The sequence below is a fragment of the Flavobacterium amniphilum genome, from assembly GCF_023634845.1.
In the GTDB taxonomy this organism is placed as follows: domain Bacteria; phylum Bacteroidota; class Bacteroidia; order Flavobacteriales; family Flavobacteriaceae; genus Flavobacterium; species Flavobacterium amniphilum.
In genome coordinates this window covers 1-13,623 of record NZ_JAMLJL010000017.1, presented here as the reverse complement: position 1 = coordinate 13,623, position 13,623 = coordinate 1, and the positions used below count along the sequence as shown (strand labels likewise).

Below are 13,623 nucleotides of genomic sequence, written 5' to 3'. Positions count from 1 at the left end.
TAATGGATATAGTTTGGGGTTATTTGTTTGTGGTTATGGGTGGGATGTCTGTGTTTGGGGGATTTATGGCATAAAAAAGCCTGTAGTAGTTACAGGCTGGGGTTGTATATTTTGGTGTGGTGATTTGAATTGATAATGGTCTACCACTTTGTAAAATAAATGAAGAGTACAATTAACCACTGACTACCCAGAATTAACCAGATCAGGTTTCTGCTTGGTTCGGTAACGGCAGACAGTACCTGTATGGTTTTGGTCTTGATAATGTCGTTAAAGTCCAGGTTTTCATCATTGAAATCGATATCATCCACTTTAATTTTTTCCATTCCGAAGACGATTACCTTTTTCAGTATTTTATTTTCGGTTTCGTTCTTGATATTCTGGATCAGTTTCATCTTTTCAACTGAGAAATCACCGGCAGTTTTGAGTAGGACCGGTCTTTTGAATTTGAGTAGGAACTTATCCATTAACGGGTAAATTATTTTATCTGATTTGTCGCTGATAAGCCTGTTAATCACTTTAGTCATGATGTATTTATTGCCGATGATGAAAAGCACCACAGGTCCGGCCAGAAAAGCGATCAGCCATAAAATGGTGCCCACAGGCCTGTTTCCGTAGATCATGATCAGGTATGGGATCGGACTGACGTGTGCCGAAGCTCCGGGATTGATGTTTTCAGAAAGAAAAATGTACCCGAATATGATTATGGCTAAAGTAGAGATGACATTCAGGAAGTTGATTTTTATAAAGCTGAAAACAGATATGGAGGAAAGTTTAGCAGCATATTTGAGGGTATCGATTACTTGTGACATTGTTTTAGGTTTTATCCGGTTGTTTGTAATGCATTCAAATATATGGAATGCTTTTGATTTAATGTATTGTTCAACTCATGGTATTCATCCATTTGATGCCTAAATAAATACTGGCAACCAGGTGTACTAAAGGGAGGATAGCAATAATGATTCTTTGTTTTTTATTGCAGACTAGACTATAAATCATTGTTGCCGGATAAAGAGTGGAAACAATCAGGAAAGCATAGGTATTGATGATAAGTGCATCGGATTCATCGCCGGAACGGTGTCCCATCAGTGACATTAAATTAGCCAGAAGTACTATGGGATAGGGTAGTAACGGAATGCATGAAGTTATTTTTAAAACTTTAATTACCAATTCCTTTTTGGATGTTTTTGTCAATTTGTTTTTTCTTGTTTATGGTTTGTAATTTGTTGTTTATGGTTTGTTGTACAGGACGTTCATGTCAGCTTGGAGCAAGGATTTATTTCGCCGATTTGGATGAAGTCCCGGTTAAAATCTATGCTATCGGGGCAAATATATGAAATAGTGGTTTTATAGTTTATGGTTTGTTCTGAATTATGAGTTATGAGTGTCGTATGTCGTTGACGGGGAGTAATTCCAAATTCCAAGAACTAAATTCCAAAACGGTTTCTAATGTAATTCTTTTTCAATGCGTCATCTTGCCCTGATGCTCAAGAGAAAGATTTTTACCTGCATCCTCCTGCGTCGGATACGGTTTTCTTCTTTTCTTTTGCCTTGATGTCTCGTCTAAGGCCGAGACAAGCAGAAACCTCGTCTAAGGCCGAGGCACGGCAAAAAATCAAGGCTTGTACTCTCGGCGTTCCAATTGCATTTCGAATCCTAAAAGAAAAGAACTCACCCTTCGGGCTCAGACAGCTTTTCTTTTTACGGATTCTTCAATGATTGGAAACTCGCCTGCGAGTACGAAGCCGATGGAGTGCTCATCGTATGTCTTTGACGGGTGGGGAAAATACTTAAACGGTTCCCGATACGATTATTCTTCACTGCGTTGCGTAATGCTGACAGGGTCTGAATTAATTTACCTGCATCCACCTGCGTCGGATACGGCTATTCTCTTTTCTTTTGTCTTGACACAAAAGAAACAAAAAGTCAAGACTGCATATCACAATCCTAAAAACTATCTCAGGATTCCGCTCCGCAACCCGAACCGCTCGTCGTGCCTCCTCGGCTACGCGGGTTGCTGCCGCTACATCCTTCGTTGTTTTTTACGGATTATGCTATGAGGTCGGAGTTGGGGCTTTCGGTGTGTCTTTGACGGGAGAGAAATTCCAACCCCGGAGTTTCGGGGGTGGAAGATCTATTGGAATTTTTTAACCGATGGATTGTGCCGCTTCAAGAATTAAGTCGGTTATTTCTTTAGGGCGTGAGGCCAGAGAAGCATGTCCGGCGTCGAGGTGGATGGTTATTTTGGGGTTCATGCGTTGGGCCATTTCTTTTTGGGTTTCGGGCGGAATCATGTTGTCCTGTTCAGAAACCTGATACCATGAAGGTTTGTTTTTCCAGGCGGGATCACCGGCTTCGGCCCCGAAGCATGAGCTGTGAATGGGTTTTTGTGCAAGGGACATGACCACAGCATCGTCTTCATTGAGGTCCTGACAGAAGCTTTTGTGGTATTCATCGTATTTGATCCAAAGAAAACCTTTACTGTCGGGATAGATACTTGCTCCTCCCGGAGGGTTATCGCGGCGTGCAAAAATACTGCCCAGACTTTCCCCTTTATCAGGAGCGAAAGCGGCGATGTAAACCAAACCTGCAACTTTTTCGTGATTGCCTGCTCCTGATATTACCGAGCCTCCGTAGGAATGCCCCACGAGGAGTACTTTTCCTTCCTGTGCATCGATTAAATCTGTTGTTTTTTGGATATCATCTTCGAGTGATGTCAGCGGGTTTTGTGCGCTTCTGACTTTGTAACCGGCTTTGTGAAGTGCCGGAATGATGTGTTGCCAATGTGAGCCGTCTCCCCAAGCTCCGTGGACTAATACAATGTTTAAATCTTTTGTGGCCATAGTACTGATTTAAAAGTTTAAAAAAATGTAAGCAGTGGGATTCAGGGTGGTGAAAGTAATGTGTTGATTTTCAGATTAAAGTTAGTGAAATTAATTGGGAGTTTGGGTTTAGTTATTTATTGTTTGGGGTTTATGGTTTGTTGTTTGGGGTTTGTTGTTTGGGGTTATGAGTATTGCATGTCTTTGACGGGAGGGAAAATTCCAAATTTCAAAAAGGTTCTCGATACATTTTGTTCCACTACGTTACACAAAACACTCGAACTGACGTAAACGGAATGATTTTCTTTTTACGGATTCTTCAACTATTTGACACTCGCTTCCAAATCCGAAGACTTTTGCCTATCTATGTCGTTGACGGGCGGGGGAAATTCTTAAAGGGTTCCCGAGACAATTATTCTTCACTTTGTTGCTTAATTTCTTTATAAATAACGAGACGAACTGACGTAACCGGGAAATTCCAATAATCCTTCAAACGGTGGCTGAGCGGAGCCGAAGCCCAATCCTTCAATTTTTCAATCGAATAATCTAATAATCCAACCTTTATTATAGAAAAAGCATCTAATAAGAAAATACAGGTTAATTTGGTTTTTAATTTATTGAATTTCAATAGATTGAAATTAAGTGTTTTTACTGACAAATCGTAAGAATTAATCTATTAAGTTTGCAGCGAAAAATAGAAAAACTTATCCGGCTTGATAACCGGGAGTTAAATTGTCCCTAATCACACACTTATGCTACAAAATTACACCAGAGGTGCATTCACTATGCTCCTCATGAGTTTCTGTGCGGGTTCTTCTTATGCACAGGACCAGCAGGTGTCGTACCAGAGTGCGCTTGGTGGTAACCGCCAGGAGTATCTGTTTGATGCGATCCCCACTTCGGATTCCGGATTTTTAATTGCCGGAAGTACTTCGTCCAACCGTACCGGGAACATGACCCAGGCCAACAATGGTGATCTGGATTACTGGGTATGCAAGATGGATGCGAACAATAATCTTATCTGGCAGAAGAGCTATGGCGGGTCGAATATGGATTTATTGCAGTCGGTCAAGGCTACTTCAGACGGCGGGTATATTCTTGCAGGGATTTCTTCTTCGGGCAAGACCGGTGATAAGATCCATGTGTGCCAGGGTTCGACTGATTACTGGATCGTGAAGATTGACAGCGGCGGTGCCATCCAGTGGCAGAACACCATTGGAGGTAACGGACAGGAAAAGCTGGGCAGTATCGTGCAAACGGCAGATGGCGGTTATGCGATTGCGGGTTCGTCGAGTTCCCCAAAAAGCAAAGCCGATGTAAACGGTAACATTACTGCCAATTTGAAGAAAGAAGCATCGAGAGGCGGACTGGATTTCTGGATGGTGAAACTGGATGCAGGCGGGCATGTGACCTGGCAGAAGACCCTGGGCGGAAAATTCCAGGATGAACTCAAAGTGATACAACCTTTGGCGAACAATGAATATTTACTGGGCGGTTATTCCAACTCGACCCAATCAGGTGATAAAAATACCAATCCGATTGGTTTAGGTGATTACTGGATTATGAAAGTGAACGGTAGAGGTGAAATCATCTGGCAACAAACGCTTGGCGGTACCGGTGATGATGTATTGGTGAGTCTGATCCAGACGCATGACGGCGGATTTGTGATCGGCGGGAACTCCGGACAGGAAACTGGCGGAACGGGCAACCGTGCGTCCAAAAACAGCAACAAGAGCAAAGCCAATGCACAGGGAAGTGACTTCTGGCTGGTGAAACTCGATACAGATGGTGTAACCGACTGGCAGGAGACCTACAACTTCGGATCGAAAGACGTGTTGTCGAGCATGACCGAAACAGCAGACGGAAAGATACTATTGGGCGGATTTGCGCAAAGCGAACTGAAGAGTGACGGAAAAGGTATCCATATCAGCAAAGAAAAAGAAGGCATCAATGATTATATCGCACTGGAAATCGACCCGAAAGGAAAGGAACTATGGTCACAGGCCGTAGGCAGCCGTGGTGATGAAGTACTGAAAAGAGTCATTCCTACCGAAGACGGCGGTTATTTACTGGCCGGAACTTCGAACGGCGAGAAATCGAGGGACAAGAACAATAAGATAGGCGGCAACGACTACTGGGTGGTGAAACTGAAGAATACTAAAAAGGAGAAGATCGAGAAGATTTTGAGTGCCTACCCGAACCCGACAATGAACGTGACCAATGTATCGATTGATTTTGAATATGAAAGAGGAACAGCCACGTTGTATGACATCAGCGGCAGACAGTTACTGGTGAAAGAACTGAAAGGCGAAGCGGAAATCCCGTTCAGCCTGACCAATTTACCGCAGGGTGTGTATTTAATCAATGTGAGTACCAACAACGGAACCCAGGCCGTTAAAATTTTAAAGAAGTAAGAGATGAAGAATTATAGAATCATTATATCGCTATTATTGTGGAGCATGGTTTCCTTTTCACAGTCCAAGACGGGTGTAAATGCCCGTACAGAGAACGAGGAAGTCGATTTACTAAAAACCACTTTACCTGATGTTATTCCTCCTTCTCCGGATGCCTTTTCATTTACGGAGTATGGAAAAAACACCGTAAACGAGTATAAAGGAAAACTCAGTACCAGCGTTCCACTTTATAATTATGTAGCCGGACAGTTGAACACAGCTATTTCACTTGGGTATTCAGGTGCCGGTGTAAAGGTTGAAGATATGGCAACCTGGGTAGGGATCAACTGGAATTTGAGTGCCGGTGGTGTTATTACCCGCCAAATAAAAGACGGTGTGGATGAAGGCGTAACGGTAAGACCCGTGATTGACGAAGCCCATATGAAAACGAATGCAGACAGTTTGTGTGCACCTTACTCCCAGTATTACTGGTCTATGGCTTATTACAACAGGGATTATAATACGGAGGTGGATATCTTCAATTATAATTTTGACGGCTATTCAGGATCGTTTTACCTAGACAATAACTTTAATGCCGTGAATATACTGAATGAGAATGAAGTAAAGATTGAAATCATCGGAACCGGAAGTACCAACAAAGCAAAACTTTTAAATGATTATACTTTTATGATCACTACTCCAACCGGAGTGAAGTATTATTTTGGCGGCACTGCCAAAGAAAGTACGCGTGTGGTATCAGGAGCACCGTCTCTGGATACTGACGGTATTACCTCATTTTACTTGTTTAAAATTGAGCACCCTGTAAACGGAACCATAGAGTTCGAATACGATACTGTTGCCATGAGAAGACAGGACCTGAGCAAGAGTTATAGTATGACGACTGCGATTAATGCTTATGGGCCAAATGTGTTGGGACAGTTCAATAAAAATATTTATTCTACGCGGATCAATGATTTAAAACGATTGAAAAAAATCAAAAGTCTGAATAATACTATTGAAGTGATTTTCAACCGTACCGATTATGATAACTACAACTTTACCAGTGTTTTAAATTCTATTTCAGTTGTAAATACAAGTGGTCAGTCAACATTATTGAAAAAGATCAACTTTACCTATGGGGCTAAGCTTTCTCCAACAGGTACGGAGAATGATTTTGCGAATGTTTCCCGTTTCTTTTTAACCAAGCTGGAAATAGACAAAGATTTGGATATCACCGGACATAAGAGTGAAGCGTATATTTTTGATTATGATAACCCTTATGATTTGCCTAACCGAATTCAATCACCCGGTAATCTTGATATAGACCCTTCGAACAGCCGGGATTTTGCAGGGTATTACAATGGGAAGCCGAACCGTAGCCTTATTGCTAATGACCCCCGCTATTTTAATTTCAACTCCACCCTTTACTTTGCCGATTTGAGTCCGGATTTCAGTAAAGGTAAAAAAGGAAGTCTGATTAAGATAACGTATCCTACTAAAGGATATTCAAGCTTTGAGTACGAACCGTCACCGGCAAAAAAGCCAGTCCACAAACGTTATAGTTTCCATGTTAACAGTTATATTGATAACATCAATGAATATCCGTATGTAATGGAATGTCCAGGGTTTAATCCTTTGCTTAATGATTTTGTTGCGCGTCCGAATATTTATGAAGATCAATATATAAAGTTCAAAATCAGTCTTAAGGCTTCGGAGCATACCAATTCGACATTTTTACAGAATAAAGGTGCACAATTTATCATTCAGGATGTTACTGCCAATACTACACAGACTTTTACCCAATTATTCAGTGAACTTAGTCCGGTGCGAATGGTTGAGCTTAAAAAAGACCATGTTTATAATTTTAAACTCCAATTAAAAGATAATTATGTGAGTGATGATGAGGCCGTTATTGAAGCCGGATTGGATTTTAATGTTTTTGAAGGTTACACTGCCATAGAAGGAATGGGAATCAGACTTAAGAGTGAGAAGAATTATAACCATGACCATGTAAAAACACATGAAAACAGATATTATTACGGTACAATCAATGGCGGGTATAATGATTTTTCCAAAGTGCCTGATTTACAACTTTACCCTAAAATCTCTTATTCTTATGCACTTGGTACAGAACAACAGGGATTGATCAATGCCAATCTTTCATCGGAGTTTTTAAATAAATACAATACAGTACTGGATGATTCGGAAATTTTTCCTGTAGTATCCATAAGCCTTGGAGGAGATAATTTTGAAAAAGGAGGTATTGAAAAAACCTTTTTGCATGTCAGAAATACCGATGTGAAAAGACTTCCAACGGCTGATGACGGCTGTTGGGATGAAGTTTTGGGAGGCGGATGGCATCCGGTTTGTTGGAAAGACCGCATTCCTAAATATACCTTCATGGAATTTGTGATCGACGATTATAAGACGTATCAGAAAAACGAACAGAGCCAGTTTAACGGTAAACTGTTGACTGAAAGACATTATGTTAAAAAAGACGGAGCATTGTTTAAGATAAAAGAGCAGGAAACCCAGTATAAAATTGAAAAAGATTTTTCAAAGAAGATTACCAACTTCCTTGGAAATAAAATTATTGGCCAGTATGTTACCGGTATGAATTTCTGCCTGAGCGATCCGAATGATTATAACAGTACCCGGACTATTTTGAACGGATTGTACGGTATTTATTTCGGGTATTATTATACCTATGTTTTTAATCAGAAACTGGATAAAACCATCACCACCGAATATATTGATCCGGTGCCGATGAGCAGTTACATCAAGTATAACCAGAGATCACAAGTTAATTTTACGTATGACAATCCTGATTTGATAATTGGTGACCCGGATGGATACATTCCGCAAAGCCAGATAGAAGCCTCTTTTAAAAAGATCGTTACCACACAAAGCTATGAATATGGCAGTTTAAGAGGATTACCTACCAGAGTAAGTACGGTAATGAGTGATGGTACAACCCAAAAAAGCGAAAGTGTGTATGTGAACCAGTACGGTACGTTAACCGGACTGACAACCGATCAGACAGATGCTTATGCATTAATGCTTGCACAAAATAATGTTGCTTCACCGATTGAGGTAAAGCAATCTGATAATTCGGAGACCTTGACCAAGAAACGTACTACCTATAAGATAGTTTCAAGTACTAAAGTTGTACCCCAGAAAATCTATACCGCCAAAGGGACACAACCAATAGAAGAGCGTGCTGCGTTTGAAGAATATGACAGTAAGGGCAATCCGACGCTGATGTCGTTGACCGGAGGGGTAAAAATCAAGTATTTGTACAATGCCAATAACCAGGTGATTGCCAAGATCGAGAACTTTACGGGGACACTGGACCCGAATACCAGTAGTATCGCCAATGCCATTACCTTCATCGGACAGTACCCGAATGCACAGGTGAGCGTGTTTGAATATGAGTCGGTTACGAATTTACTTGTGAGAATGTATGATCCGAACGGGAAAAAAACAACGTATGAGTACGATGATTTGCATCGTCTGAAGCAGATCAAGGATAATGAGAACAATGTGATCAAGACATTTGACCAAAACTTCAAACACTAAGGCAAGATGAAAAAACTGATATTACTATTGATGGTACCGGGATTTGCCTTAGCGCAAAGCACCAACCAGAACTATACAAAAGCCACAACCTACCGTGGGGAAAACGGCACCTTACCGCAGACCACGGTGACTTATTTTGACGGACTGGGACGCCTCATCCAGAAAGTAGACAACGCGATGAGCAGCACGGGGAACAATATCGTGACCCACATCGAATACGATGCTTACGGCAGAGCGGTGAAAGACTATTTACCGTTTGTGTCGGGTGTATCGACACTGGATTATTTAAGCAGTGCCGTTACGGCCCAAAATACGTATTATACCACTCCGGCCAACGGGGAAACCACGGCTTACCCGTACAGCGAAAAGCTATTGGAGGCTTCGCCCCTTGACCGTGTGTTGAAACAGGCCGCACCGGGCGAAGCCTGGAGAATGGGGGCTAACCATGAGATCCGATTTGAGTACAGTAGCAATGAAGCCACCGGAACCAATGCCGTAAAACTCTTTAAGGCAACAGCTACCTGGAACGGGTCGTTACTGGCGTATACCAATACCCTGAGTCAAACCACAAATTATGCGGCCAATGAATTGTATTTGACCATAACAAAAGATGAGAACTGGACCTCCGGGAACAACCATACCACACAGGAGTTCAAGGACAAGGCCGGTAAGGTGGTATTAAAACGGACTTTTAATATCAATGACGCGCATGAGACGTACTATGTGTACGACCAGTTTGGGAATTTAGCGTATGTCATCCCGCCATTGGCGAATTCCGCTTACGACAGCAACACCCTTAACGGATTGTGTTACCAGTACCAGTACGACAACCGCAACCGTTTGGTATCAAAGAAACTGCCGGGCAAGCAGTGGGAATTTATCGTGTATGATTTACAGGACCGGCCGGTAGCGATAGGGCCGGCTTTATCACCGTGGGGAACCGGAACGCAGGGTGTGATGGTGACCCAATATGATGTGTACGGAAGACCCACGCAAACAGGTTGGCTACCCACCACAATCGACCCGAATGCGAGAAGCACCCAACAGGGTTCCGTTAATGGGGGCAGCAATCCGTATACCTTGGGTAATAATGACGTATTGACCAAAAACTATTACGACAACTACAGCCACAATCCAGGACTTGCAATACCAAGCCAGATTGAAGGACAAACCGTAAATACACAGGTAAAAGGGCAAACTACAGGAACACTTGTACGAATATTGACAGGCCCGAATGACGGTTACTGGGATTATTCGTATACTTTTTATGATTTAAAAATGCGTCCCATCCGTACCCGTACCGACAACTATCTGGAAGGGTATACGGAGGTGGACAGTAAGCTGGACTTCATGGGCAAGACCTTGTATACCATCACAAGGCATACAAGAACCAGCAATGACACTGAAATACTTACCACCGATACCTTTACGTATACAGACCAGGACCGACTGAAGTTGCATACCCATCAGGTTGACGGGGGTGATGTACAGTTGTTGGCCGACAACAGCTATGATCAACTGGGTCAATTAAAGGATAAAAAAGTGGGTGGTAGTGCCACCAGCTATACTGCATTGCAAAACTTGGATTATCAATACAACATCCGCGGCTGGCTGAAATCGATCAACGATACCGATGGACTCATTAGTACTGATTTAGGAGCCAAAGACGATTTGTTTGCTTTTAAGATCAGTTACAACAACCCGGCCGACAACAGTAAGGCGTTGTTCAACGGGAACATCTCGGAAACCCAATGGCGTACACTGTATGACGACCAACAGCGTAAGTATACCTATACCTACGATCACCTGAACCGATTGTTAGAAGCCAATTACTCACGACCTGACAATGCCAGTGTGGTGAACGCCTATAAAGAAATCATCGGTTATGACAAAAACGGGAACATCACTGATCTGGAACGTACCGGAGGCTATGAAGCGGAAGATTATGAAATCCAGGTGGACAAACTGGTGTATGCCTATGATCCCAACAATAAAAACCGTTTGCTGAGTGTAACCGATGCGAGCAGCTCACTGGAAGGTTTTGCCGAGAACATGGACCCGAATGGAACCAGCAACGATGATTATGCCTATGATGCCAACGGGAACATGACCCGTGACGACAACAAGGCGATTACCAACGTCAGCTACAACCATTTGAACCTGCCGTTCACCATTACTTTTTACAACCCGCACGGCAAACAAACCAAAATTGAGTATATTTACGATGCGGCAGGAAGTAAAAAGGCAAAGAAAGTGCATTATTACCAGCCAGATTATAGCGGAGGAGGTGGATCTGAAATGAAGGGAGCAATGGCAAACAACAACGCCACGCCAACCAACTCGTCAGTAGGCCCAGTGACCTATGTACAGAAGCTGACCCAGACAGATTATATGGCGGGTGGTTTCCAGTACAAAGACGAAGTGCTGGAGTTTATTCCTCACGCGGAAGGATTTATCAAGAATGATAAGGATGGTTATGTGTATTATTTTAACCATAAAGACCATTTGGGTAACGTGAGGGTTACTTATACCGATGACGGTAGCGGAACGCCTTATGTAGTGGAAGAAAGCAATTATTACCCGTTTGGATTGAAACACAAAGGCTACAACGAGCCGGATCAAAACCCGATGGACTGGGGTTATATCCTGACCAGTGGGACTTATTTGAATCATAAGTATAAATACAACGGGAAGGAGTTTCAGGATGAATTGGGGCTTAATATGTATGATTATGGAGCGAGGAATTATGATGTAGCAATTGGGAGATGGATGAATATTGACCCAAAGGCAGAACAAATGAGAAGGTATAGTCCTTATAATTATTGTTTTAATAATCCAATACGTTTTACTGACCCAGATGGGATGGCTCCAGATGATTGGAAAAGAGATGCGCAAGGTTACATTGTGTGGGATGACAAATTAACCCTAACGAGTGCTTCAATGGGAGCTTTAGGAGCTGGGGAAATGTATTTAGGGAAAGAATATTCAAAAATTGTAACCGACGATACAGGGACTTATAGAATTAATTATCATTCTGATGGGACATATTCTCCTTCAGATAATATTAGTCCACTTAATAATACTCCAGAGATTAGTGGAGTGGACAAAGTTAGAGGTGTAGCGACTGCTATGCAGAATATTGGAGATGGATTAATTGTTTCAGGTACCAGTCTTACATTGACAGGTGTTTTTGCGGAAGCTGGAGCTCCAATGGTGAAGGTAGGAAGTAATGTATCGCTTTTAGGAACGCTACTAGAAGTAGGAGCAGATATTTATGAAGGAAAATTGACAAAAGAAAAAGCAATTACCAAAGCTCTTATGGAAATCGTTCCTGGGGCTTTAAACTCTGGGCTTTCACATTTTGGTGAACCTGCTGCTGAGACATTAATTGAAACAGCCGCAGTCGGAGCTGACCGTGCCGCAGATGCTGCAATGGATAGCAAAGCCGGACCATACAGAGAAATGAAAGATATTGAAAAAAAATAATTATGAATGATTGTACTTTTTTATTCTTTTTAGTATTAGGATTAGTAATCTATTACTGCTTAAGAAAGAATGACCTCAAGGGTTTTTATCGAAAAGATTATTATCGACAATTTAATGCCATAAGAGCATATATAATTTTAATTTTTTTGATTATTATCTGGATAATAAAAATTATCATGAATAATCAATGTTAAATGAAAAACATCTAAAATTAAACGCCCAAAAAGTTCAAAACTTCTTGGGCGTTTTTATTGAAAGAAAAAACATCTTAATTTATCTTGTTTTGTTTAATAGATAAGTTTTTATGTCTTCAATCAATATTTTATAAGCATCATCCTTTGAGACTAATTGCTTTTGATCAACAGGGTTTTCGGTGTATTGATACCAATAACAATTTTCATTAAGCACAAAAATATTTTCAGGTAGTTTTTCAACTTTAATAGGTACTGACTCACCTGTTGGTAATTCTTTCCAGTATATATAATCAACTCCCATACTTTCCTTTTGAGTTCTCTCAATTCGATGCTTTTTATTTGGAATTGCTGCATGGATTTCAATATATAGAAAGCCAAAGTTGGACTTTTTGCTATATACGGGAATTATTATGGACTGTTCATTATTGATTTTTACTAGTTCGTTAGTATGTATTCCTTTATACCCAGCTTTTTTTAGCTCTTCAATTATGATAGGAATAACTTCGTTTAATCTCAGCCAATTTGTTGTAAGCGTTTTGCCCTGAAGACCTTTTTTTTTCTTTGCGGGAAAATCTAAATAATAGTCATAATAATTGGATGAATTGATATTATTATTTTGTCCATAAGACATTGTAAGGCCTAAAATTAAAAATATCAACATTACATAGTTTTTCATATTTGTATTAAAGTTTAGTTTTTTTGTCAAGATAAGTCTTTATTATCAAATATATTTTATTTTAATAATATTTAAAAAATGTTCCTCCCCGCTGCTCAAAGTCCCCGATCGCGCGGATTTGCAATCCGTGCCCACAAAGAATATAAACTACAGCTGTAAAAGTTGTAGTTTTTATTGAAAAATCAGATTGAGTTAAAGTTTTAGAACCCGATAGCGCATTCTATGATAAAAAACAACTTTAATTAAACAATTAAGATGCAAATTTATAGATATCTACAAACGGAGTTTGTCTGCTAACCACAGAGAAAACCCTACTTATAATTTTGCATCTTATATTGTTTAAAACTAACATGCCATTTTTGCCTTGTTCTTTCTTGTTATTATAATATTCTTTAAGCTGCGGGTCATATTTAATTGCAGATAAAGCACACATTTGTAATAGCGATTTCATCTTTTTATCAGCCATATTACTCACT

General features: G+C 40.9%; 8 protein-coding genes and 1 pseudogene. 3 read left to right on the top strand and 6 right to left on the bottom strand.

Annotation, left to right across the window (positions count from 1 at the left end; all coding sequences use genetic code 11):
- Positions 1 to 140: 140 nt before the first annotated feature.
- The 4 genes from NAT51_RS16120 to NAT51_RS16105 form a co-directional block, all read right to left on the bottom strand.
- On the bottom strand, positions 141 to 809 hold the full coding sequence (locus tag NAT51_RS16120; RefSeq protein ID WP_250600489.1) for a hypothetical protein: 669 nt from the start codon (positions 807 to 809) through the stop codon (positions 141 to 143).
- Between the two features lie 70 nt (positions 810 to 879).
- Positions 880 to 1,191, bottom strand: a complete 312-nt coding sequence (locus NAT51_RS16115; protein WP_250600487.1) for a hypothetical protein — start codon at positions 1,189 to 1,191, stop codon at positions 880 to 882.
- A gap of 953 nt (positions 1,192 to 2,144) precedes the next feature.
- Positions 2,145 to 2,840 carry an alpha/beta hydrolase gene (locus tag NAT51_RS16110; protein WP_250600485.1) on the bottom strand — a complete coding sequence of 232 codons (696 nt, stop codon included), beginning with the start codon at positions 2,838 to 2,840 and terminating at the stop codon, positions 2,145 to 2,147.
- Positions 2,841 to 3,231: 391 nt separating this feature from the next.
- Positions 3,232 to 3,447 carry a hypothetical protein gene (locus tag NAT51_RS16105; RefSeq protein WP_250600483.1) on the bottom strand — a complete coding sequence of 72 codons (216 nt, stop codon included), beginning with the start codon at positions 3,445 to 3,447 and terminating at the stop codon, positions 3,232 to 3,234.
- 124 nt (positions 3,448 to 3,571) lie between these two features.
- On the opposite strand from NAT51_RS16105, the gene NAT51_RS16100 reads away from it, so the two are divergent.
- Genes NAT51_RS16100 through NAT51_RS16090 form a run of 3 tightly spaced genes read left to right on the top strand, consistent with a single transcriptional unit; the run spans position 3,572 to position 12,277 of the window.
- The gene (locus tag NAT51_RS16100; protein ID WP_250600481.1) at positions 3,572 to 5,233 is read left to right on the top strand and encodes a T9SS type A sorting domain-containing protein; all 1,662 of its coding nucleotides are present in this window, start codon (positions 3,572 to 3,574) and stop codon (positions 5,231 to 5,233) included.
- 3 nt (positions 5,234 to 5,236) lie between these two features.
- The gene (locus NAT51_RS16095; protein ID WP_250600479.1) at positions 5,237 to 8,791 is read left to right on the top strand and encodes an RHS repeat domain-containing protein; all 3,555 of its coding nucleotides are present in this window, start codon (positions 5,237 to 5,239) and stop codon (positions 8,789 to 8,791) included.
- 6 nt (positions 8,792 to 8,797) lie between these two features.
- Positions 8,798 to 12,277, top strand: coding sequence for a DUF6443 domain-containing protein (locus NAT51_RS16090; RefSeq protein WP_250600477.1), 3,480 nt, complete (start codon positions 8,798 to 8,800; stop codon positions 12,275 to 12,277).
- 273 nt (positions 12,278 to 12,550) lie between these two features.
- Here the strand turns inward: NAT51_RS16090 and NAT51_RS16085 are convergent, their stop codons facing one another.
- Both NAT51_RS16085 and NAT51_RS16080 read right to left on the bottom strand, forming a co-directional pair.
- The gene (locus NAT51_RS16085; RefSeq protein ID WP_250600475.1) at positions 12,551 to 13,147 is read right to left on the bottom strand and encodes a hypothetical protein; all 597 of its coding nucleotides are present in this window, start codon (positions 13,145 to 13,147) and stop codon (positions 12,551 to 12,553) included.
- A gap of 250 nt (positions 13,148 to 13,397) precedes the next feature.
- A pseudogene (locus NAT51_RS16080) lies at positions 13,398 to 13,623 on the bottom strand (IS110 family transposase); the annotation flags it as partial.